This is a genomic window from Fulvivirga lutea, assembly GCF_017068455.1.
Lineage (GTDB): Bacteria > Bacteroidota > Bacteroidia > Cytophagales > Cyclobacteriaceae > Fulvivirga > Fulvivirga lutea.
In genome coordinates this window covers 863,519-887,621 of the sequence record NZ_CP070608.1, presented here as the reverse complement: position 1 = coordinate 887,621, position 24,103 = coordinate 863,519, and the positions used below count along the sequence as shown (strand labels likewise).

The 24,103-nt window shown below is 37.9% G+C and carries 21 protein-coding genes and 1 tRNA gene; 13 read left to right on the top strand and 9 right to left on the bottom strand.

Annotation, left to right across the window (positions count from 1 at the left end; translation table 11 throughout):
• Positions 1–39: 39 nt before the first annotated feature.
• Genes JR347_RS04155 through JR347_RS04145 form a run of 3 tightly spaced genes read left to right on the top strand, consistent with a single transcriptional unit; the run spans position 40 to position 1,800 of the window.
• Positions 40–420 carry a TraR/DksA family transcriptional regulator gene (locus tag JR347_RS04155; protein WP_205722795.1) on the top strand — a complete coding sequence of 127 codons (381 nt, stop codon included), beginning with the start codon at positions 40–42 and terminating at the stop codon, positions 418–420.
• A gap of 1 nt (position 421) precedes the next feature.
• Positions 422–985, top strand: coding sequence for an SMC-Scp complex subunit ScpB (gene scpB, locus JR347_RS04150; RefSeq protein ID WP_205722794.1), 564 nt, complete (start codon positions 422–424; stop codon positions 983–985).
• Positions 986–1,008: 23 nt separating this feature from the next.
• Entirely contained in the window at positions 1,009–1,800 is a 792-nt protein-coding gene (locus tag JR347_RS04145) for a pseudouridine synthase (protein WP_205722793.1), read from the top strand.
• 156 nt (positions 1,801–1,956) lie between these two features.
• On the opposite strand, the gene JR347_RS04140 is transcribed toward JR347_RS04145, so the two are convergent.
• A tRNA-Phe gene (locus JR347_RS04140) sits at positions 1,957–2,029 on the bottom strand.
• An 84-nt stretch (positions 2,030–2,113) separates the two neighbouring features.
• On the opposite strand from JR347_RS04140, the gene JR347_RS04135 reads away from it, so the two are divergent.
• The 3 genes from JR347_RS04135 to JR347_RS04125 all read left to right on the top strand — a co-directional run bounded on the left by JR347_RS04135 (position 2,114) and on the right by JR347_RS04125 (position 5,214).
• Complete coding sequence (locus JR347_RS04135) at positions 2,114–3,451, top strand: (Fe-S)-binding protein (protein ID WP_205722792.1); 1,338 nt, start codon at positions 2,114–2,116, stop codon at positions 3,449–3,451.
• A gap of 19 nt (positions 3,452–3,470) precedes the next feature.
• Positions 3,471–4,268, top strand: coding sequence for a (Fe-S)-binding protein (locus JR347_RS04130; RefSeq protein WP_205722791.1), 798 nt, complete (start codon positions 3,471–3,473; stop codon positions 4,266–4,268).
• A gap of 82 nt (positions 4,269–4,350) precedes the next feature.
• Positions 4,351–5,214 carry a TlpA family protein disulfide reductase gene (locus JR347_RS04125; RefSeq protein WP_205722790.1) on the top strand — a complete coding sequence of 288 codons (864 nt, stop codon included), beginning with the start codon at positions 4,351–4,353 and terminating at the stop codon, positions 5,212–5,214.
• Positions 5,215–5,281: 67 nt separating this feature from the next.
• Here the strand turns inward: JR347_RS04125 and JR347_RS04120 are convergent, their stop codons facing one another.
• From JR347_RS04120 to JR347_RS04095, 6 genes are all read right to left on the bottom strand, one after another.
• Positions 5,282–6,166: a hypothetical protein gene (locus tag JR347_RS04120; RefSeq protein WP_205722789.1), complete on the bottom strand. Its 885-nt coding sequence runs from the start codon at positions 6,164–6,166 to the stop codon at positions 5,282–5,284.
• Positions 6,166–6,615 (bottom strand): DM13 domain-containing protein, encoded by a 450-nt coding sequence (locus JR347_RS04115; protein ID WP_205722788.1) that lies wholly within the window; start codon positions 6,613–6,615, stop codon positions 6,166–6,168. Before JR347_RS04115 ends, JR347_RS04120 begins: the two co-directional genes overlap by 1 nt.
• Before the next feature lie 74 nt (positions 6,616–6,689).
• Entirely contained in the window at positions 6,690–7,550 is an 861-nt protein-coding gene (locus JR347_RS04110; protein WP_205722787.1) for a transporter family protein, read from the bottom strand.
• 4 nt (positions 7,551–7,554) lie between these two features.
• On the bottom strand, positions 7,555–8,493 hold the full coding sequence (locus JR347_RS04105) for an Ig-like domain-containing protein (RefSeq protein WP_205722786.1): 939 nt from the start codon (positions 8,491–8,493) through the stop codon (positions 7,555–7,557).
• A gap of 1 nt (position 8,494) precedes the next feature.
• The gene (locus tag JR347_RS04100; protein WP_205722785.1) at positions 8,495–9,964 is read right to left on the bottom strand and encodes a HAMP domain-containing sensor histidine kinase; all 1,470 of its coding nucleotides are present in this window, start codon (positions 9,962–9,964) and stop codon (positions 8,495–8,497) included.
• Positions 9,961–10,680 (bottom strand): response regulator transcription factor, encoded by a 720-nt coding sequence (locus JR347_RS04095; protein ID WP_205722784.1) that lies wholly within the window; start codon positions 10,678–10,680, stop codon positions 9,961–9,963. The genes JR347_RS04100 and JR347_RS04095 overlap by 4 nt, the downstream gene beginning before the upstream one ends.
• 184 nt (positions 10,681–10,864) lie before the next feature.
• Between JR347_RS04095 and JR347_RS04090 the strand changes: the two genes are divergently transcribed.
• The 5 genes from JR347_RS04090 (at position 10,865) to JR347_RS04070 (ending at position 17,690) form a co-directional block, all read left to right on the top strand.
• The gene (locus JR347_RS04090; protein WP_205722783.1) at positions 10,865–11,362 is read left to right on the top strand and encodes a hypothetical protein; all 498 of its coding nucleotides are present in this window, start codon (positions 10,865–10,867) and stop codon (positions 11,360–11,362) included.
• Between the two features lie 65 nt (positions 11,363–11,427).
• On the top strand, positions 11,428–13,416 hold the full coding sequence (locus JR347_RS04085; RefSeq protein ID WP_205722782.1) for an OmpA family protein: 1,989 nt from the start codon (positions 11,428–11,430) through the stop codon (positions 13,414–13,416).
• A gap of 36 nt (positions 13,417–13,452) precedes the next feature.
• The gene (locus JR347_RS04080; RefSeq protein WP_205722781.1) at positions 13,453–14,841 is read left to right on the top strand and encodes a M16 family metallopeptidase; all 1,389 of its coding nucleotides are present in this window, start codon (positions 13,453–13,455) and stop codon (positions 14,839–14,841) included.
• A gap of 7 nt (positions 14,842–14,848) precedes the next feature.
• Complete coding sequence (locus JR347_RS04075; RefSeq protein WP_205722780.1) at positions 14,849–16,387, top strand: M16 family metallopeptidase; 1,539 nt, start codon at positions 14,849–14,851, stop codon at positions 16,385–16,387.
• A 136-nt stretch (positions 16,388–16,523) separates the two neighbouring features.
• Positions 16,524–17,690, top strand: a complete 1,167-nt coding sequence (locus tag JR347_RS04070) for an AIR synthase related protein (RefSeq protein ID WP_205722779.1) — start codon at positions 16,524–16,526, stop codon at positions 17,688–17,690.
• Here JR347_RS04070 and JR347_RS04065 read toward each other — a convergent pair.
• The gene (locus tag JR347_RS04065; RefSeq protein WP_205722778.1) at positions 17,687–19,690 is read right to left on the bottom strand and encodes a tetratricopeptide repeat-containing sensor histidine kinase; all 2,004 of its coding nucleotides are present in this window, start codon (positions 19,688–19,690) and stop codon (positions 17,687–17,689) included. The two genes, JR347_RS04070 and JR347_RS04065, sit on opposite strands and share 4 nt — an antisense overlap.
• A gap of 106 nt (positions 19,691–19,796) precedes the next feature.
• On the opposite strand from JR347_RS04065, the gene JR347_RS04060 reads away from it, so the two are divergent.
• On the top strand, positions 19,797–21,674 hold the full coding sequence (locus tag JR347_RS04060) for a M1 family metallopeptidase (protein ID WP_205722777.1): 1,878 nt from the start codon (positions 19,797–19,799) through the stop codon (positions 21,672–21,674).
• Positions 21,675–21,680: 6 nt separating this feature from the next.
• Complete coding sequence (gene tpx, locus JR347_RS04055) at positions 21,681–22,178, top strand: thiol peroxidase (protein WP_205722776.1); 498 nt, start codon at positions 21,681–21,683, stop codon at positions 22,176–22,178.
• A 32-nt stretch (positions 22,179–22,210) separates the two neighbouring features.
• On the opposite strand, the gene JR347_RS04050 is transcribed toward tpx, so the two are convergent.
• On the bottom strand, positions 22,211–24,040 hold the full coding sequence (locus JR347_RS04050) for a PAS domain-containing sensor histidine kinase (protein ID WP_205722775.1): 1,830 nt from the start codon (positions 24,038–24,040) through the stop codon (positions 22,211–22,213).
• Positions 24,041–24,103: the final 63 nt, after the last annotated feature.

Below are 24,103 nucleotides of genomic sequence, written 5' to 3'. Positions count from 1 at the left end.
CGCCAAATGGCAAACCACTACTAACTTAACAACAAGGGAATGGAAGAAAAGACGAGATACTCAGATGCCGAATTAAAGGAGTTTGAAGAATTAATTCTTGAGAAACTTGATAAAGCTAAAAACGAGTTAAAAATATTAAAGGGCACACTGAATAAAAGTGATGACGAAGGAACTGATTCCACTTCTGGTAACACGAAAGTTTTAGAGGACGGAGCAGATACTGCAGAAAAAGAAAATTTAAGTCAGCTTGCAGCAAGACAGCAAAAATTTATAAACAATTTGGAAAGCGCCCTGATCAGAATTAAGAACGGCACGTATGGTATCTGTTCAGTTTCAGGTAAGCTTATCTCCAAAGAAAGATTAAGAGCCGTACCACATACTACTCAATCGATTGAAGCCAAGTTAAGCCAACAGAGCTAAGTTGGACTTCCTGCAAAATCATATTGAAGCACTCATTTTTTGTTCGCCCACTGCAATAAAAGTGGGCGACATTAAAAATTGCCTCACAGAAATGTTTGAAGCGGATGTTCCACAAAATGACATTGAGGATGCTATTGCCCGCTTGAAGGATAAGTATGATTCAGAGGAATATGCTTTTGAACTAACGCACTCGGCTGGAGGCTATCAGTTTATGACCAAAGCAGCCTACCAGGCCAGCATTGGAATACTTTTAAAACAGCAATCCAAAAGAAGATTATCTACTTCTGCACTTGAAACTCTTTCAATAATTGCATACAAACAGCCCGTTACCAAAGGTGATGTGGAAGCTATTCGAGGAGTTAACTGCGACTATGCCGTTCACAAGCTGTTGGAAAAAGGCCTTGTAGAAATAAAAGGAAAAGCAGAAACCATAGGCAGACCAGTTCTTTATGGTACTAGCGATATGTTCATGGAATATTTTGGCATCAACCATCTTAATGAACTTCCCACTCCAAAAGATTTTGCTCAGGCAGAAAATACTATTGGAGAAGAAAATGATTCTTAACTTGCAGTAAATTTCTACTGCACATGCCCAGACGACAATCTCCAAATAAAGGGAAATCAACACAACCTAAACCTGACAAAACTGAATCGGGGCCGATTCGCTTAAATAAATTTATTGCCAATGCTGGTGTTTGTTCACGCAGAGAAGCGGATAAACTTATTGCAGCTGGAGATATTAAGGTTAATGGACAAGTTGTAACCGAACTAGGATTTAAAGTTAATCCGGGTGATAAGGTTCAATACAAAGGGAAGGTTCTTAAAACTGAAAAGCTGGTTTATGTGCTTTTAAATAAGCCTAAAGGTTTTATCACCACAACTGACGATCCGCACGAACGAAAAACAGTAATGGAATTGGTAAAAAATGCGTGTGAAGAACGTATTTATCCTGTTGGAAGACTAGACCGTGAAACTACGGGCTTGCTATTATTTACCAATGACGGTGAAATGGCCGTTAAACTAGCGCACCCATCCAATAACATTAAAAAAATCTACCGCGTAGAAATTGACAAGCCTATAACTAAAGCTCATTTTGAGCAATTGAATGAGGAAATAACGTTGGAAGATGGGCCTGTTAAAATTGATGAAGTCGCCATACTTGAAGATATGCAAACGCTAGGTTTAGAAATTCATGTAGGCAAAAACAGAATCGTTCGTAGAATTTTTGAGCATTTTGGGTATCAGGTAATGAAATTAGATCGGGTAGTGTATGCCACTCTTGATAAAACCAATTTACAGCGTGGCAAATGGCGACACCTGAACGAGCGTGAAGTCATGAAGCTAAGAGGTATGGGTGCCAATCCGCATAAGAAGAAGTAAACTTCAATCCACAATCAAGAATTATTTTAAATTAGACATAAAATAGTGTGCATGCATACTATATTTATGCCGATCCGCTATTTTTGAGTATGTTGAAAATTGAAAAGTTGGTATGTGCCGAAAAAAAAACCTCTCAGAATTCTGAGAGGTTTGAGGTGGTGCTGAGTGGGCTCGAACCACCGACTCACGGATTTTCAGTCCGATGCTCTACCAACTGAGCTACAGCACCTTTTAAAAGTGGATGCAAACTTATTGAATTTTGCATTTGGCGCAAATATTTTTAGTAAAATTATAGATAGAAAAATATCTCTACATGGAATACATACAGCAAGTTCTTTTTTTAATTGTAGTGGGAGTCGCTGCATTTATCTTAACAAAAAGGATAAAACACATACGAAGTGCTATACAATTAGGTAAGGATGTAGACCTTTCTGATAATAAATCGGCACGATTGAATAACATGCTTCTGGTAGCCTTCGGGCAAAAGAAAATGTTCAAAAGGTTTATTCCGGCATTTTTACATTTATTAATCTATGTTGGCTTTCTGGTCATCAATTTAGAAGTGCTTGAATTTGTACTTGATGGCATTTTAGGAACACATCGCTTATTTGCGCCCTATTTAGGTTCTTTTTACAATGTGCTGATGAATGTGTTTGAATTTTTAGCAGTAGCTGTTTTATTCTCATGCGTTGTTTTTCTTATTCGTAGAAATGTTTTGAAAGTAAAGCGATTTCATGCAGCCGAAATGACCAAATGGCCAACCTTAGATGGTAATCTAATTCTTGTTATTGAAATTATTTTAATGATTGCCATCCTAACCATGAATGCATCCGATCAACTACTTCAAACAAGAATGCCTGATCAGTATGCGTCAACAGGTAGTTTATTCTTTAGTAGCTTCTTAATTCCTTTACTTGACGGTTTTGGTGATAATATGTTAGTAATAGTGGAGCGAGGTGCCTGGTGGTTTCATATCGTTGGAATTTTGGCTTTCTCAGTTTACATTACTTACTCCAAGCACCTGCATATAGCCTTGGCATTTCCGAACACCTATTATTCAAGCTTAAAGCCTAAAGGTGAGATGAATAACATGGATGCCGTTACCAATGAGGTGAATATGATGCTAGGCATTAATACTGAACAGGCTGCTGCACCTCCTGCTGAAGTAGGAAGATTCGGAGCCAAGGACGTGAATGACCTAACATGGAAAAATATCATGAGTGCTTACTCTTGTACGGAGTGTGGAAGATGTACGTCAGAATGCCCCGCAAACCAAACGGGTAAGAAATTATCTCCTCGTAAGATAATGATGGATACTCGAGACAGAGCAGATGAGGTACAAACAAGTATTGAAAAAGGTGGAAAAGGACTGGAAGATGGTAAGTCATTATTAGGAGATTACATCACCAAAGAAGAAATAAATGCATGTACAAGTTGCAATGCTTGTGTTGAGGCTTGCCCTGTTAATATTAATCCATTAGAAATCATACTGGAAATGAGAAGGTATGTAGCCATGGAAGAATCTGGGTCTCCAGCTTCATGGAATAGCATGTTCCAAAATATTGAAACAAGTTTTGCCCCTTGGAAATTTGCTCCAACCGATCGTTTTAATTGGGCAAATGATCTAAAATCTGAAAAGGCTGATTCATAAAAATCAATAAGAAAAAACTATGAGTGAAACTACATATAAAGTACCAACTATGGCCGAAATGGCCTCATCAGGAGAAAGCCCGGAAATACTTTTTTGGGTAGGTTGTGCCGGTTCTTTTGATGATAGATACAAAAATGTAACAAAAGCGTTTGTTAAAATTCTGAATAAAGTAGGGGTTTCATTTGCCGTTTTAGGGCCCGAAGAGACCTGCACCGGAGATCCTGCGAGAAGAGCCGGAAATGAGTTTCTTTTTCAAATGCAGGCAGTAGCTAATATTCAGGTAATGAATGGCTACAATGTGAAGAAAGTAGTTACCGCATGTCCACATTGTTTTAACACCATCAAGAATGAATATCCTGCCCTAGGTGGAAATTATGAAGTGATACATCATTCAACCTTCCTTCAGCAACTGATTAATGATGGAAAAGTTGGTTTGAAAGGCGGTGGAGAGTTCAAAGGAAAGAAAATTACTTATCATGATTCATGCTACTTGGGTAGAGCTAATAACGTCTATGAAGCGCCACGAGAAGTGCTTGAAGCATTAGATGCCGAATTGGTGGAAATGAAGCGATGTAAGACAAAAGGGTTCTGCTGTGGTGCCGGTGGCGCTCAGATGTTTAAGGATGCAGAAAAAGGTAACAAGGAAGTAAATATCGATAGAACGGAAGAGGCATTGGAAACCGGTGCTGATACCATAGCTGTAGGTTGCCCATTCTGCCTTACTATGATGAGCGATGGAGTGAAGAATAAAGAAAAAGAAGGTCAGGTACAGGTAAAAGATTTAGCAGAGCTAATAGCAGAGTCAGAAGGGCTTTAACAACCTGATAACAAAATTTAAGAATTCGTTAACAAGCAAAGTAGGGTGGTGATTGTAGGTTTGATAGACAAAACCAAAAATCATGAAACACCATTTTACTTTGCTTTTACTTTTTACTGCCCTAACTACTTACGGGCAGCAGTATATCAAGATTAACAACACAGGCCAGCTTAAGCTTCTTGGTTCATTTGATAAAGAACTTTTAAGTGAAGCTCCTTTTGCAGAATGGTTCAGCCCCAATTACGACACGTTTAACATTGAAAAATCTGAACTACAACTTCTCTCATCAAAAATTTCTAATGTTGATTCTATTCAAATTTTTCTAGGAACCTGGTGCGGGGATAGCAAACGCGAAGTTCCTCGTTTTCTTAAAATTATGGATGAGCTTAATTTTGAGAATATTACTCTCATCGGGCTCGACCACACATTTCAAAATTATAAGCAAAGTCCTTTCGGTGAAGAAGCTGGGCTGAACATCCACCGAGTGCCTACATTCATCTTCTACAAAGATTCAATTGAAATAAATCGAATTGTTGAATCTCCTAAAACATCATTAACAGCAGATATTAATGCACTACTTGACAATCAATACTCACCTAATTATGAAATTGTAACCGCCTTAAACAAGCTATTTAAAACCTCTGGATACAATCATGTAAACTCCCAAATTGACTCAATTGCGGGCGAGTGGCAAGGGAAGGTAGAGAATCAATTTGTGTTGAACACCTATGGTTACAAGTTATTCACTTCCTTCCAGTTACCTGAGGCAGAGGCAGTTTTTCAATTGAATTGCCTTCTGTTTCCTCAAGAATGTCGCCCTTTTTTAACGATGGGCAGGTATTATTTAAGAGTTGGCGATATGGAGTTGGCTAGGCTACAGTTTGAGAAAGGGCTTGAAATAGATAAGAATAATGAAGAGCTTTTAACTGCTTTGAATAGTATATAAAACTGCCCTGCGGAATGTAATTCTATGAGCAAATGCAGGGCAGTAGTGGAATAGGCTTTTAACTCTTTCATTTCTTTAATTCATATGTTAGCCCTATGCCGAATATATTCGCACTATAAAGGTTTACACGGTTAAAGATCAAATCATTATAACTAAAAAATGAAGCATTCGCACCTAAACGTTCTGTAATCATATAAGTAGCACTTACATTGATAGCCGTAAACTCAGTGCCTTCACCACGTACAAAATCAACGACCTCGGGATCTCCAAACGTATCCTGAAACTGTACTGATAGACTCAGCCACACTTTGTTTGCAATGTTCACTCCACCCTCAACCCCGGCAATCAACTGATCGCTGAAAGAGGTATTTTCATACTCTGTTCTATAGTTATAGGTACTATAAGCAGAGACATAAACCGGAGTAGGATAAAATGAATGCGATGCAGCCAATGTCAAACGATAATTCCACTCCCCATCGCCAGTAGGTAAATTGATACGAGTATTCGCAATCTCTTTATTATTAGCGAAATTATCGGCTTTAGCCAGAGGAATATCTACTACTAATCCAATAGAAAGAGGAATTGCACCTTGCAACAAACTATATTTTAAGCCAATTGGCAAATCGCCTATGGCAGAAATCGTCTCAGTAGTTTCAAATTTTTGAGTTCTAAAAATAGGCCCGTGCGCCAACAGTGTAATCTTATCCGTCAAGCCATACTCTGCATAGAGCGATGCATTGCTTTGTGTAAATTCTGCGGTTGTAAGCTCATCTCCATTAATGGTAAAGTATTTATCAGAAGAGCCGGTTGTATAGTTCAGTTTAAGAAAATATTCACCTTTCTTTTTTGTCCAGCCGCTTTGTGCCTGAATGGAGCCTACAGAAATAAGTAATGCCCCAATAAATGAGGCTAAATACTTAGTTATGATGCAATTATGCTTGTAGATGGCCATTAGTTCAATTCTGCATTACCAAACTGTACGCCCACTGAAGTACACCACAAGATCACGTGAGTGAACTTAGCTTCTGCTACAGGATCGAGTTTAAAGAAGGCTTGACCATTCTCGTTAACCGAACCTACTAACCTTAAATTTGGATTGCCGTTCATCGGGTCTGGAGTATAAACAGCTGAGGTTGACAAGTATACTGCTACTGTTCCTGTTCCAACGGCTGTTTCAAAGTTTGATCCTAAACGAAGAAACTGAGTGCCTTGAGTATCAATGCCAATGTCAACAGTTCCTGAACTATTTGTGCCCCCTTCAGCTACAAAGCTGCCAGATTGTTGTACACTTAAGTTACCTGTTGGTTGACTGCTGTCAATTGTTACTGTTTCACCATCATCATCGCTGCAGCTAAGAAATACTACACTAATTGTTAAAAATAATACTGCTAATTTTTTCATGTCTTATTTGTTTTTGTTTGATACAAACTACGACATGAGTTATCACGAAAAGATCACGAGGTTCTAACAGAAAGTTAAAGTTTATAAAAAAATCCGAACCCATAATTTGGAGCAGCCAGTAGATTTTGACCTCCGGTAGCATAAGCAGCTGAAACTACCACTCCAAAGTGTTCTTTGAATATATAGCTGATTTCCGGTCCATAAGAAATGTACTCCACATTATTGCCAAAAACAGTTCCTCCGGGTTGCCCATTCTCGTCTCCATTGTTGGTTGATTTTGTGGCGTATAGTTTTAAGGCTGCATTGAAATTTTTAAATACGGTATACCCTAATTCGGCACTATATCTGATTTCATCAGAAAAACCGTCTGTTCGGTTGTTATATCCAAGGCCAATTGAAGCATACAACGGCAAAGGATAAAATGAGTAACTGGCATCGGCAAAAAGCATTTGATTGAATTCACCATCGCCTGTTTGAAGTATTCTTGCATCGCCAGAATCAGTGGTACCTTCTGCTGTTTTACCCAATGGCAAGCCTAAAGTTAGTGTGGTGGCAAAGGCTATCTTCTTTCCCGGTGTCCAGCCATATTTAATGCCTATGTCAGTATCGCCAAATGAATTTATTTCATCACCAGGGATGACCGTGCCCGAAGGTTGAAATTCCTGCTCATTTAATGTGCTTCGAACAAAAAACGGAATATAAGCAATGGCCGTTAAACGGTCAGTAATACCATACTCACCATATAGACTGGTTGTATACAGGCTAATGGTGGTAATGTCGATAATATCGCCTTCTAAATCGTAAAATTTATCTGCAACAATGGCATTTTGGCCGAGCTTAAAGTAGCCTTTACCTTTTTCTTGCGGCCAGCCACCCCCGGCAAAAGAACTTATACCAATAGATACGAGTAATGAAAATATTATTAATTTCTTCATGATTTTATTTTTGAAAGTCTGCTAAACCAAATGTGATTGAGGCCGGAAAACACAACACAATTACATATCGATACGTGTTAAGTGTTACACTTGCATTTGCCTGTGAAACGTTAAATGTTTTGGCTCCATTGGTGGTTATTTCACCTAGTTGTAGCCCGCCACCTTTTGTTTCGGAGCCGGATGTACTGTTTGATAAATAAATAAAGGTGCCTAAAGCAAATGATGTTCGAAAATCATCACTTAGGGTAAGAATAATATCACCATCATCATTGGTGTCTAGTGTTGCCGTGCCTACCGCTGTATAACCACTTCTTCCTTCGAACTGAGCCGTAAGTGCGTTAGAGCCTACTTCAACTTCGACTGGCACACTATTTACACCATCAATAGAAGCGGTTATTTTAACATTACCATTAGAAATGCCGGTTAGTACTCCAGCTTCACTAATGGTTGCAACACTTTCATTGTCCACCTCCCAAGTTACCACACCATCTACCACTTGCATGTTACTTAAATTCCAGCCCGTAGCACTAAGTTGAAGCATTTCACCTACATCAATTTTTGATTTTTCTGGTTCAGTGATCAGCACTTTTACGATGTCATCCATATTTTCAGCAACACTTATCAGAACATCCAAACTTGATATGCCATTAAATGTTGCTCGTAAATTTGTTTGTCCTTTTGCACTGGCAGTCACTAAGCCATCATTATTTACGGTTGCAATATCGGAATTGTCGACCATCCAAATAGGATCTACTGATTCAGCTGCCCCAGTTTCATTCATATAAAGTACAGTTAATTGCTCTGTATCCCCCACTAAAAGTGTAACGAGCTTGTCATCATCTTCAATGGTAAGTGTAGGGTCTACCAACGGGTCATTCACTACATCTGTGCCTATGCAAGCGGAGAGTGTAGCCAAAAATATCATTCCTAAAATCTTTCTCATTTTAACTATATTGAGGTAATTGAAATTTAAATGTTGTGCCTTGATTCAATCTGCTCGTTAATTCTATGGTAGCATCGTGAATTTCAAGTATCTTTTTTACAATGGCCAGCCCAAGACCAGTGCTATTTTTATCGAGGCTAATGCGCTTATCTCCTATATGATATCTATCAAAAATAAATGGGATTTGATCTTTAGGGATTCCCGGCCCATTATCAGAAACTTTAATTTCTACATTTTGATCTGCCTGGTCAATCTGCAATGTAATTAAACCATGCTTCGGAGTAAATTTCAGTGCATTATCCAATAGATTCTGTAGTACCCTTTCAATCAAACTAACATCCGCGTTCACCATCATATTTGAGTGACTTGCCTCTGAACTTGCCTGAATAGTTATGTCTTTTTCTTTAGCGAGCATTTGATATTTATGCACGAGGTCATTCATCAGGTCTTGAATGTAGAATGGCTCTTTATTGGGAACCACTTGCTTGGCCTCCAACTTCGAAAGCTCAAAAAGCTCGTTTACCAATTTTTTTAACTTTTCAGTGCTTTCTAAAATAATGGTCAAATACTTTTCTCTCTCTGTGTTATTCAGACTGTCCTTTTTAATAATCAACGTTTCGATATACCCATGAATAACGGCAAGAGGTGTTCGTAAATCATGCGAAACATTGCCCACCAGTTCTCGCCTGAGGTTTTCCATTGATTTAAGATCTTCGATGTTACCTACGATGGTATCGGCCATTTCATTGAACGCAATAGATAGGTCATTTAGCCCTCCTTCTTCCTTCACTTCCATGCGTGCACTCATTTCTCCATTTCTAAATCTATTCACAGTATCAATGAGTTTATTCAGGTTTTTAGTGATCAACCAAATAATTAAAATACCCAAGAGAATGGCGGCTGCAAGTGATATTATTAATGTTCTGCCTCCCAGCTTTGCTATATAGCTATTAAAAAGATAATCAGAAACGGATTCGTATTCTTCGCTGGCTAGCACTACATATACATAGCCATCTACATTTTCTTTAACACCAATAATGGGTGCCGCTGAAAATACTTTTTGTTTTTCAGGATTACGAGGATCATCACCAACAACATATTGCTTGCCTTTTGACTTTATAAATTTCTTTACCGGTTTTAAATTGATGGAATCAAGTTTCACCTTTTTGTAGGGCGCCACATAACTTATTATTTTACCATTAGGATCTACCAAATAAACCTCCACACTTGGGTTAATGGCCATCATGTGGTGCATGATGTCGTGAGTAGCTTCTTTTGAAAGTTCGCCATTTATAAATGGCTTCACTTCGGTAATAATGTGCTCAGCAATGGAGGCATTTAAACGCTGATTCCGTTCTTGAAAATATTTCTCAGCAAATTGGGCCGTTACAGCTACGAACACTATCCCAACGATTAACAACAAACCAACCAGTGTGATGCTAATTTTCCAGAAATATGGCAACTTTCTCATGAGGCTAGGTTTTTAGTTATTTCAAGCTCATCATTAAAACGGTAACCCACGCCCCACGTGGTGAGAATGTATTGCGGATTAGATAGGTTTTTTTCTACTTTGGCTCTTAACCTGTTAATATGTGAGTTTACAGTATGCTCATACCCTTCAAATTCATATCCCCAAACAAGGGTCAATAATCTATCACGACTGTAGCTTTTGCCAGGGTTGGAAGCTAACAAATACAATAAATCGAATTCTTTGGGCGTAAGTTCTATGCGTTCTTCACCATCCACAACCTTTCTTTTCGCATGGTCTATTATCAATTCCCCAATCTTTAATAAAGCTTTGTCTTCTTTATCTCCTTTAGACATTTCCATTCTTCTGAAAATGGCTTTTACACGAGCAATAAATTCCCTAACACTAAATGGTTTCGTTAAATAGTCATCGGCCCCGGTTTCTAATCCCATTATTTTATCAATTTCTTCGCTACGAGCGGTAAGCATTAGAATAGGGGTAAGAATTTGATGGGCGCGAAGGTCTCTGCAAATCTCCAACCCGTCTTTATTTGGAAGCATGATATCTAAAATGATCAAGTCAAACTGCTCTTTTGTAGCAAGGGTATATCCGACCTTGCCATCCATGGCCATGGTAAGCTCACAGCCAAGATCTTTAAGATGTATTTCTAAAAGTTCCTTTATGTGCAAATCATCCTCTATGAGTAAAACTCTCTTCATTTTTTTAAATACTGACCCCACAAATGTATTTAGCAAGTATCACGAAACTATCACGGGTAACGGATTGGCAAAACAGAACGCTAATTTATAGGCTTAAAAGTGCCTAAAAAGTCATTTACCTGACTTGTAATGAGAATTGAAACTTTTGGCTAACGGAATAAGTTTATTTGTTAAATTTGAGACTATGTATGTATCATTTGATTCTATTTCAGACAATGCGCGCTTGTGGGTCTATCAATCCTCACGGGAGTTAACCACTGAAGAAATAGCTAAAATAGAACCGCTCCTCGAGCAATTTATAAATCAATGGACCGCGCATGGAAATAACCTTCAGGCGTCATACAAAATTTATTATAATCGTTTTATAGCATTAGCTGTAGATGAAAATTTGCATAATGCAACAGGTTGCTCTATTGATTCATCCGTAAATTTTATGCGGTCTTTAGCGCAAAACTTGAATGTTGATTTATTTGACAGAACCCAAATCGCATTTAAAGAAAACGATGAAATAAAAATCGAATCACTCAATAATTTCAAAAACAAAGTAAAATCAGGTGAGCTTGCTACTGAAGTGATGGTGTTTAACAATGCCATATCATTGAAGAAAGAGCTGGAAGAAAAATGGATTTTACCATTGGCAGAAAGTTGGGCAGGTAGGTTTCTTCCTTCCACAGCAATCTAACAAAATTGTTTTTCGTTATCATTCAGGACTTGTAATTCATTATTATTGAAGGAGAATTATAACGCATGAATCGCTTAACTCAACTAATTGTAGTCTCGCTACTACTTATTACAGCTTCTTGCAGTGTTTACAAGAAGGCAAACAAAGAATTTTCTTTAGGTAGGTATCAGAATACAATTGATACTTACAACAAAGTTTTGGCTAAAAACCCTGACGACCCAGAGGCCAATTTCTTTGTAGCCGAATCGTATCGAAAATCAAATAGATTCTTTGAATCCGCCCCATATTATGAGAAGGCTATGCTTAACGGAATGGAAAATGACTCTATTCGTTTGCATTATGCTTTTGCGTTAAAATCAAGAGGGGAGTATGAAAAAGCCCGAGCTGAACTTGATAAATATTTGAAATCTGTAGATAACGAAGAGTTTCAAGCACGTGCAAGTGAAGAATTTGATAACCTCAATTACCTTGATGAGCTTAGGCAGAAAGAGAATTTCTTTCGGGTTAAAAACCTATCGGCAGTAAATACATCTGCAGCAGAATATTCTCCTATTTATAATGATGGTAAGCTCTATTTCACGTCTAGCAGAGGAAATAATAAAATTTATTTAGCCACTGGTACACCATTTACAAACATCTACGTAGCAGAAACAAATGGCGCCCGTGTAGACAGCACAAGCATTAAATCTATTAGTGATTTAATAAATACAAATAATGTTAATGAAGGCTCTCTCACTTTTAGTCCTGATGGGAAAACTATTGTTTTCGCAAGAGGTAACTCTGGTAAAAGAAAAGGAACGGCAGATGTCAATCTATTCATGTCTATACTAAGGAACGGCCAATGGACTGAGCCAAGAATGTTGAATATTAACAATCCCGGCTATTGGGATTCCTCTCCTGCGTTTAGTAGAGATGGTCGCACCCTTTATTTTGCTTCCAACCGCCCTGGTGGTTATGGTGGGGTAGACCTTTACAGTGCCCGAAGAAATGCCAGAGGTCGATTTTATAAAGTAATTAACATGGGGCCTGAGTTAAATACTACAGGTAATGATATGTTTCCATACGTTTCTGACGATGGACATTTATATTTTTCTAGTGACGGACATCCTGGCTTTGGCGGCTTAGATTTATTTGTTGCTCGAAGAACAAATGGTGTAACAACTGTTGAAAATCTTGGAGTTCCTATCAACTCCAATGCCGATGATTTTGGGATGTTTCTCTACAAAGCAGACAGAGGGTTTTTCACATCAAACAGAGATGGTGGCGAAGGAGACGATGACATCTATACCTTCCTAAATGAAGATCCGAATCTTAAAATTGTGAATTACTACCTGGAAGGTGTGACCATGACGCACGACAGCAACGATTCTTTACAAATACTAACTGGCGTGGATGTTCGATTGCTGGATTACAGCGGCAATGAATTAGATGAAGCTACCACAGGTGATGATGGAAAATTCCTCTTCAGAGTGTATGAGCATGAGCATTACAATTTGGTTGCTAAAAAGACTGGCGGGAAACAACAATATCTAATTACAAGACAACCATTTACTACTGTAGGTAAATCTGCTGATAGAGATACACTAACTTCGCTTGTAACTGAAGTTAAGTTTGACACTTTACTTGTGCTTGAAAAGCTCGAGAAAAACAAAGTATTTGTTCTTGAGAATATTTATTACGATTTGGATAGATATGAAATCAGAGATGATGCGGCAGCCGAACTGGACAAGCTAGTTACGATTTTGAAGGATAATCCTGAAATTAAAATTGAGCTTAGTTCACATACCGATGACAGGCAAACTGAACAGTATAACTTAAGACTTTCGGAAAGAAGGGCTCAATCTGCGGTGGATTACATCGCCTCTCAAGGGGTTGATAAATCCAGGATGGTTGCGCGAGGTTATGGAGAATCTAAATTGATTATTCAAAATGCAACTACCGAAGAAGAACATCAGGTAAATAGAAGAACGGAATTTAAAATTCTGGAAGTTGGCCGTAGAAGCGATGGCGAAGATTTCGATGAAGATGACTACTTCGATGATTCTGGAAATTAATTCTCAGACATATTCAAAACAAACCCAATACTAATTATGAAAAACATACTCTTGGCTGCGTGTTCAGCCATACTATTTGTTGTTGGCTGCAATTCCAATAAAGAGGTTGCCGAAAACAATGAGCCCGAAGGCATTTTTCCATATCCTATCCATCAGGATACACTGGAAAATGGACTTAATGTAGTAACAGTTCCTTACGAAAGTCCCGGATTAGCTTCGTTTTATCTTGTGGTGAGAGCCGGAAGTAGAGATGAAGTGGAAGAAGGAAAAACTGGTTTCGCCCACTTTTTCGAGCACATGATGTTTCGTGGAACAGACAAATATTCCAAAGAAGAATACAGTGAAGCTTTAAAAGCTATTGGTGCTGCGGCTAATGCCAACACCTGGTGGGACAGAACTTTGTATCACATGACAGGTAATGCAGATATGCTCGATAAAATGTTTGAGCTTGAGGCTGATCGTTTTATGAATCTTAAGTACTCTCAAGAAGATTTTAAGGTTGAAGCTGGAGCTGTAAAAGGTGAGTATACAAAAAACTACTCTAGCCCATACAGTAAGCTTTATGAGAAAACATACAATACAGCATTTAAAGAACACACCTACTCTCACACTACAATAGGATTTTGGGAGGATGTAGTTGATATGCCAAACCAATATGATTACTCTTTAGAATTCTTTGATCGATTCTACCGGCCAGAATATACAACATTGATGGTGGTAGGTGATGTGAACAAAGAGGAAGTTATGACTTTGGCTAAAAAGTATTTTGGCGTTTGGGAAAGAGGATCTTTCAAACAAGAAATTCCTCAGGAGCCTGAGCAACAAGAAACTCGCCATGCACATATTCAGGAAGCTAACTTTCCTCCTGTATTAGGCTTGAACTATAAAGGTCCTGCATTTTCTGTGGAAAATAATGACATGGCTGTGCTAGATGTAATTGGTAACATGGCCTTTGCAGAAAAGTCTGATATCTATAAGAAATTAGTGATTGAGGAACAAAAGGTAAGAAGCCTTTCTGCTGGAGGCCTAAACATGGTTGATCCTGGATTATGGTCAGTAAATGCCGTATTGGTTGACAAAAGCGATATGAGTTATGTAAAATCAGAAATTGATGCATTACTCGAAAAGCTAAAAACTGAGCCGGTAGATTCAGTATTGTTAACTGAAACTAAAAGTAACATCAAATACAGTTATGCAATGAATTTAGATAGCCCTTCAAACATTGCCAATTCTTTGTCGAGCTACATTTGGCTAACCGGAGATCCGGCTGATGTAAACAAAGCTTATCAACAATATGAAGAAGTTACGGCAGAAGACATTATGCGTGTAGCAAAGAAATATTTTGTTGATTATCACCTAACAATCAGCACTATAACGGGCGATGAGCAGTTGCAAGTAGCTGAAATGTTGAACATAAATCTTTAAGGATATCATGAAAAATCTCATTTATATACTTTTTATATTAATTACCGCTCCGGCATGGTCTCAGGAAGTTGTTGAACTACCTATGACATCAACGAAAGTGGTGGTAAAGTTTGCCTTCAAAAATGGCTCTATTACTGATCCTGAAGGAAAAGAAGGTTTAACAAATCTTACAGCGTCTGTTCTTACTCAATCAGGAAGCGATAAGTACACAAAATCACAAATTGATGATTTGATTTATCCAATGGCAGCACAATATGGTTCATTCACTGACAAAGAAATGACAACATTTACTTTTGAAGTACATAAAGATTTTCTGGATAAGTTTTACGATATCTTCAGCAGCTTACTTTTAAACCCAACTTTTGACCAAAAAGATTTCGATCGGGTTAAATCAAACACAGAAGTGTATGTGAAAGAGGTAATCAAAGCCAATTCTGATGAGGATTTTAGTAAAATGGCCTTGGAAGAAAAGCTATTTGCAGGTACCGGATATGAGCACATGAAAGCAGGTACAGTGAATGGTTTAGCAAATATTACCAGAGAAGATGTTGTTAGCCATTACAAAAAATACTTTACTCGTAATAATGTTACTGTAGGAATTGCTGGCAGCTACCCAGCCTCTTTCGTGCAAAAAGTTAAGGCTGATATTAACAAGTTATCTGACGCTCAGCCTGAAATACCTGCTTTAGAAGAGGTGAAAATGCCTGATGGAATTCGTGTTCAATTGGTGCCAAAACCAAATAATTTAGGAACAGCAGTTTACACCGGCTATCCAATTGAAATTAATAGAGCATCGAAAGATTGGCCAGCTTTGTTAGTAGTTAATTCTTACTTAGGCGAACATCGAAAATCGTACAGTAAGCTGTATCAGTTAATTAGAGAACAACGATCTATGAATTATGGAGATTATACATATATCGAATGGTACGAGGCCGGAGGAAGTTATCAATTGCCACTAACAGGTTTTCCGAGAAGTCAGAATTATTTTGCGATTTGGTTGAGACCGGTGCAGACGGCAATTAGTTTAAAAGGTCAATATCCCGAACTAGCTGATATTAAAATCGGTCATGCCCATTTTGCATTAAGAATGGCAGTAAATGAAATTAATAGAGTAAAGACAGAAGGTTTAACACAGGAAGAGTTTGATTTAACACGTCAGTTTTTAAGAAGCTACATGAAGCTGTTCATCCAAACTCCTGAGCGTCAGTTAGGCTTCCTATTAGATTCTAAGTTTTATGGTATGGATAACTACATTGAACTGATGGATAAAAAATTAGCCTCACTCACACTAGAAGAAGTGAATGCTGCAGCGGCTAAATATCTTCAAACGGAGAATATGTATGTAACCATGATTACTGACACACAGGAAGCAGAGCCATTAAAGAAAAGCTTGTTGAACAATCAGGTTTCTCCTATGGCTTACTCTAATATTATTAAGGAAAGCTTACCTGAGGAAGTATTTGAGCTAGACAAAAAAGTAGAGGGGCTAAAGCTGAATGTTACTGATGTTCAAATTACTGATCCAAAAGAATTATTTGTAGATTAATTTACAATCTAAAGAATGATAAAAAAGGGCTGCCAAATGGCAGCCCTTTTTTATTAGATCATAGGTTTTAAGAAAACTGCCCGATTCCATTTACAGTTTTCTTATTTTTGCGCAGCAATAACAAACCCCTTAGTTCATGAGCAATCGTTACGATCAGCGAGGAGTATCCGCATCTAAAGAAGATGTACACAATGCTATTAAGAATATTGATAAAGGTCTTTTCCCTAAAGCATTCTGTAAAATAGTAGAAGATCATCTTGCAGGTGATGCTGATTACTGCACTGTGATGCATGCTGATGGAGCCGGCACAAAGTCATCTTTAGCTTATTTATACTGGAAAGAAACTGGTGATTTGTCAGTCTGGAAAGGGATAGCACAGGATGCTATTATCATGAATATTGATGATCTGATTTGTGTTGGTGCGACCAACAATATTTTGTTATCATCTACGATTGGCCGAAACAAGAACTTAATTCCGGGTGAAGTTATTGCTGCTATTATTAATGGCACGGAGGAAGTACTTGAGATGCTCCGAAATAATGGTGTAAACATTATTAGTACTGGTGGCGAAACTGCCGATTTAGGAGATTTGGTACGCACCATTGTGGTGGATAGCACTGTAACTGCCAGAATGAAACGCTCTGATGTCATTGACAATGCCAATATACAGCCAGGAGATGTAATTGTAGGATTTGAATCTTATGGCCAGGCTTCTTATGAAACGGAATATAATGGTGGAATGGGTAGTAATGGCCTTACTTCAGCGCGTCATGATGTTTTTAATAAAATATATCGAGATAAATACCCCGAGTCTTTTGATCCTTCTGTAGCAGAAGACTTAGTTTATTCAGGAAGTAAAAAATTAACTGATAGTATCAATGGCGTGCCTGTGGATGCAGGTAAAATGGTTCTGGCACCCACAAGAACCTATGCACCTATCATGTCGGCCATATTAAAAGAATTTAGATCTGAGATTCACGGTGCTGTGCATTGTAGCGGTGGCGCACAAACCAAAGTACTTCATTTTGTGGATGACTTACATATTATAAAAGACAATCTATTTGAAATTCCACCCCTCTTCAGAACCATTCAGGAAGAAAGTGGTACTGATTGGAAGGAGATGTACAAAGTCTTTAATATGGGACATCGCTTAGAGCTTTATGTACCAGAAGATATTGCCGATGAGCTTATGGATATATCAGCAGGCTTTAATGTGAGAGCAAAAGTGATAGGCCATGTGAAGCCTAGCGATAAAAAGCAGGTTACTGTAAAAAGTGAGATGGGTGAATTTGTTTACAATTAAGTTAACTCAGGAATAATTACTTCAAACTTACTGCCTTTTCCCAGTTCAGAATCTAGTGTAATGGTTCCGTTCAATTTATTTACAAGAGATTTTACCAGTGATAACCCTAAACCATTCGATGCCTCTCCTGCTGTTGGCTTCGCAGAGAGTGTTTTAAACTTTGTATAAAGCATTTTTTTATCTTCTTCGGTAAACCCAGGACCTTGATCCTCTACTGAAAAAATCAATTTAGAATCATCTACTTTTACAGAAACCTGGACTTCTTTATCGGATCGAGAGTATTTGATGGCATTTGATATTAGGTTATCAATAATTCGTTCTAAAAACACTTCATTGGTTGTGAATAACCGGTCTACCTCTACATTCATGCTAAGCTTGATTCCCTTTAACTTAGCGTCCTCACCATAATTATGAGCTTTTTGATTGATCAGCTCCTGTACATCAACTTTAGCTATATAATCTTTCGTCTCACCGCTTTCTAACTTATTTATTTCCAAAATATTTTTAATGAGTTGAATCCCACCATGGCTGATTTCATCAATCATACCAATGTATTGCTCCTCATTTCCTTTATCGGCTTTCATTAAATCTACTAGCCCTCCAATCCGATTAAATGGAGCTTTCAAGTCATGTGCCAACACATTCATTAGCGTGTCTTTCTGTAAATTAATATCGGCTAACTGATCTTTTTGCTTAGTGAGTATAGCATTTGCTTTCTTTCTTTTGAATGAATAAAACATAAATGTTATTAATAACACAAGCATGACCGTAATGAGCGCTACTAATGCAATGTTTCTGATCTTTTGCTCTGATAACAGTGCTTCATTTTTCTGCTTTTCAATTTTCAACAATTCATTCTCACGTGCTCTTGTCTCTAAGGCAATGCGAGATTCATGTTGCTGAACAAGGCGGGCTTTCTCCGTATCTAAAAACTTAATTTCTATTTCATTATACTTTTTAAAATTCTCAAAGGCCAACTTTAAATTACCCAGGCTCTCGTAATTCTTAGATAGATGATAATAAGCGTCTTTCAATTCGCTCCAGAATGCAGATTTCTCTGCGGCATTTACAACTTTTTTATGATAAGTAATTGCTTCATTATAATCCCCAAGTGCATATTTTAATTGGCCATATTCATTATACACTTTCATAAACAGGTTTTGATTGCTTATGCCTTCTGCTAGTTTTTTCGCTGTTTTCATAAGGCCTTCTGCCTCATCCAGCCTGTTTCTATGTCGGTATTGCCTCGCAATTTCAGTGTTCACTTCGGCCTTTAACACTAAATTGGCCTGTACACTATCGCTATATTGCTTGGCTCTGCTTATGGTCTCTAAGGCTTCTTCATCTTTACCAGCATCTGCATAAATTTTGGCAAGCTCTAAATAACTGAAGGCTGCGCCAGCCCATAACTCTTCATCTAATCTAATCTTTAAAGCCCGTTTAGACATTTCTTCTGCCTTGATATATGATTTCTGACTTTGGTAGAAAGTGGCAAGGCTTGAGTAGATATAAGCAAGGCCTATTCTGTCATCTAGTTTTTGAAAAATAGACAGTGCTTCATTGTAATATTCTATGGCCTTATCATAAGCTGCCGTGCCTTCATATAATCTGCCCAGGCTATTTAAAGCATGGCCATATTGTAAACTATCTTTATTTTCAAAGGCTGTGTCTTTTGCCTTTTCATGATAATCATACGAAACCAGATAATCTCCTTTATACAGATAAGCAACCCCTAAAAAATTGTAGGTTTCCGGCTGCAGTTCAAAAGAACCCACAAGTTCCATCAACTCCAGTGCACTTTCTAGAAAATAAATCGAGCTATCAGGGTACATTTTTCTGTACTGCCAACCTAACTGATTAAAAGCTCCAATTTTCTGAGTAGTTTCAGAGGTATCTAACTTATTTTTAAGGCTATCAATAACAAGCCTGTTTTGGCTGATACCCTGACAGGTAACCGCCAACAAAACACACGTTAAAAGCCAATTAATTATCCGTTGCATTGCAGATCAAAATAGTAAAAAAATAAGTCGGATTATATAAATATGTTCAATATCTGTTCGATAAGAATTAGATTTTTTAGTTTGCATTCAAATTAAATATCCAATCATGAATTATAAAATATTTATTTTCCTATTAGCCATTGCGGCTTGTAATTCAAAAAATGAAATGTCAGAAGAAACAAAAAAAGTTGATGAGGTAATTCCCGTAAAGGATCCTCACTCATTTGCTATTCCTTCAGAGTCGGTAATAAAACACCTTAGTTGGAATGCTACGGTTGATTTTGAAAAGAAATCTATAGCCGGTGTAGCAACTTTTGATCTTAAAAATTCCGATGAGGCAAGTAAAATTGTACTCGACACGAAAGATTTGAACATCAGTAAAGTAACGGATGCCGCTGGTAATGAACTAGCGTTTAATCTGGGTGAAAAAGTAGATCATTTGGGAAGTCCTTTAGAAATAAAAATCACTCCTGAGACAACTAAAGTAGCCATTCATTACAGTACTTCTCCAGGTGCTGAAGCGCTGCAATGGTTAGACCCCGTACAGACTGCTGATAAAAAAGAGCCATTTCTTTTCACACAGTCTCAAGCGATTCTGGCCAGAAGTTGGGTCCCCGTTCAAGACTCTCCAGGCATCAGGTTTACTTATGATGCTGAGGTGACAGTACCTAAAGGATTAATGGCATTAATGAGCGCAGAAAACCCAACGGAAACAAATGATACTGGGGTTTACACATTTAAAATGGATCAGGCCATACCGGCATATTTACTTGCATTAGCGGTAGGAGACTTAGAATTCAAACGCATTGGCGCTCGCTCCGGAGTATATGCAGAGCCATCAGTAGTTGAAAAGGCGGCCTATGAGTTTGGTGAACTTGAGCAGATGATTAGTGCCGCTGAAGAACTTTATGGCCCTTACCAATGGGAAGAATATGATATCATTGTGTTGCCTCCGAGCTTCCCTTTTGGAGGAATGGAAAACCCTCGTTTAACCTTTGCCACTCCAACAATTTTGGCTGGAGACAGATCATTAACTTCTCTTGTTGCACACGAATTAGCACACTCTTGGTCTGGCAACTTGGTAACCAACGCTACCTGGAATGACTTCTGGTTGAATGAAGGCTTTACCGTTTATTTCGAACAAAGAATTATGGAGAAGCTGTATGGTAGAGCTTATTCTGAAATGCTGGCTTCACTTTCAGCTCAGGATTTGAAAACCGAGGTTGAAGAAATGATAGCCGATGGCTTGGAAAGTGACACGCGTTTAAAGCTAGAGTTAGAAGGCAGAAACCCTGATGATGGGGTAACTTCCATTGCCTACGACAAAGGCTATTTGTTCCTAAGAAGCATTGAAGAAGAAGTAGGCCGAGAGCGATTTGATGCTTTCCTTAAAATGTATTTTAATGACAATGCATTTAAAGGGATGACTACGGAAGGCTTCCTTGATAGATTAGAAAAAGATCTGTATAAGAAGAATAATCTTACTTTTAATAGAGAAAAAGCTGAAGAATGGATTTATCAGCCCGGACTACCTTCAACTGCTCCAACTCCAAAATCGGATAAGTTTGCGATGGTAGACGCAGAGTGGGAAAAACTGAAAGGTGGAGCAACTCCTTTAGATTTAAATACTTCTGAATGGTCGTCTCACGAATGGTTACACTTTGTAAGAAGCATCCCTGAAGATTACACTGCAGAAGACATGAAAATGCTTGATACTGCATTTAAGTTTACCGATACTGGCAATTCAGAGGTGCTTACAGCCTGGTTGATTAAAAGTATTAGTAAAAATTATACACCTGCATACGACCGATTAGAGAATTTTTTAATTAATACCGGAAGAAGAAAATTCTTAATGCCTTTGTATGAAGAGATGATTAAAACAGAAAAAGGAACGGCTATGGCAAAAGAAATTTATGCTAAAGCCCGACCTAATTATCACTTCGTATCAACTAATTCCATAGATGCGTTGTTAGAAAACAAATAGAAAATTATGGCAAAAATTACACTAGGTGGCAAACCCACCAATACAAATGGAGAGTTACCGGCAAACGGTACAAAAGCACCCGATTTTACACTAGTTAAAAATGATCTTTCAGAGGCATCTCTGAGTGATTATAAGGGAAAAAAGGTAATCCTTAATATTTTTCCAAGTGTTGATACCGGAGTTTGCGCAACTTCAGTTAGAAAATTTAATGAGAAGGCGGCTTCTTTAGATAATACAGTTGTTCTGTGTATTTCAAAAGATCTGCCTTTTGCACAAGCTCGATTCTGCGGTGCTGAAGGTATCGAAAATGCAATCACTCTTTCTGGTTTTAGAAATGATACTTACTCTAAAGATTACGGTGTTGAGTTAGTTGATGCCGGATTTAAGGGCCTAAATGCTCGTGCCGTTGTGGTAATTGATGAAGAAGGTGTTGTAAAACATTCGGAACTTGTGCCGGAAATAGGACAAGAGCCTAATTATGACGCTGCGTTAGCCGCACTTTAATTAATAACTAAACAATAAGAAGAAAGCCTGCCTTAATCGGTGGGCTTGTTTTCTTCTGCAATGGGCAGTGTAACAGTAATTTTGGTTCCAACGCCTAATTTACTTTCAATATCGATCTGGCCTTCAAGCCTTTCAATTGACTGTTTAACAATGTACATTCCTAATCCAGAGCCATCTGACTGTTCTGTGGCTCTGTAAAACATATCAAAAACTTTATTGAGGTACTCTTTAGAGATACCAATTCCATTATCAACAAAAGTGATTTTAACGCTTTTCTTCAACACTTTTATGGTAATGTCGAGCTTGTTTTCCTTTAACTCAGGATTACGATATTTAATGGCATTAGAAAGTATGTTTCCGAGCACAATTTTCAATCGTAACTTGTCCGTTATCACTTTCTCCAGCTCACCGGTTACTTTCGTATTGATTCGCATATTCTGAAAGCCTTCAAGAAATTCCAGGCCTTCAATACTATCATCTATAAGTTCCTTAATGTTAACCTTTTCATACTGCAAGCCCATTCTACTGGCTCGTGAGTAGTTAAGCATAGACTTAATAAACTCATCCATCTTAAGAATACGGTCCTCGATTTTTAAAATGTAATCGTCAGAAACTTGCTCATGCTCCAGTTTGTATAAATTTACCAACCCTAAAATGGAACGGAGTGGTGATCTTAAGTCATGTGAAGTTCTATACACTAACTGATCTAACTCAAAGTTTCTGTCGGATAATTCCTCCAACGTTTTTACCAGGCTTAAACTATTTGATCTCAACGCCTCATTAGACTCCTCTAACTCCTTTTCCTGTGTGGCTAATTCTTCATTACGTTTGAGTAGTTCAGCATTTAGCTTATTTAGTTTTTCCTGATAAATTTTTTGATCAGTAATATCTCTCACTGCTCCATCGTAAATCTCATTTCCATCTTCATCGGTGGTAAGGCGATAGGTGTTCAATCCCCAAAAAGTAGAGCCGTCTTTTCGTTTGAATAATGTTTCTTCATTCGATCGTGAATGATCCTCTCTAAGAGTCTGAATTGGCTCTTCACGTGAAGTAGGGTCTGCATAGAGGTTAATTGACTTTACAGCCAAAATTTCTTCGGGACTATCATAGCCGAACATCTTGGCAAACGCTTTATTCACATAAATAAGCCCACCTTTTTTATGACTTCTATAAATTCCTTCAGAAAGGTTGGTGTTAATTGACTCCAGCAAACGCTGACTCTCCAATATCTTCTTTTGGATTTTCTTCTCTTCCGTTATATCTCGTATAGCACCATCGAATACGGCATCTCCATTATCATCTTTGGTAAGGTAATAGCTATTCAATCCCCAGAAGGTGGAACCATCTTTGCGCTTGTACAATACCTCAACATTGGACCTGTATTTGTCTTTTTGTATCGATGACGTTAATCCCTTTCTCGATGAAGGGTCTGCATATAATTCCCTGGAAGGCACATTAAGCATCTCTTCCACACTATCGTAACCAAACATACGAACGAATGACTCATTCACATACACTAAGCCCCCCACTGCATGACTCCTGTAAACGCCCTCAGAAAGGTTGGTGTTAATTGAAGTAATTAACTCTTTTGATTGTGTAATTTCCTTTTGACTTGCAATGAGTTCGTCATTCGACTTTTGCAAGGCTTTTTCCTTTTCGGCTAGTTCTTTATTTTGCTGTAAAAGTTGATCATTAAGCTCTTTCAGCTTCTCGTTAACATTTTGTTCATTGTCTAATGACTCAACAGTAGTTACTGCCTCATCCAATGGCATGTTAAGATCATTTTGTAGGTACCTGATAGCTTGTAATTTATTGCCAGAAGCTATCAGTTGTTCAACTTTTACTAGGTTGGGTTTAGTCATACGCACCCAGTAATATACTATATTTCACTTAAAATAATAGGTTGAATTTTTCAATTTATATAT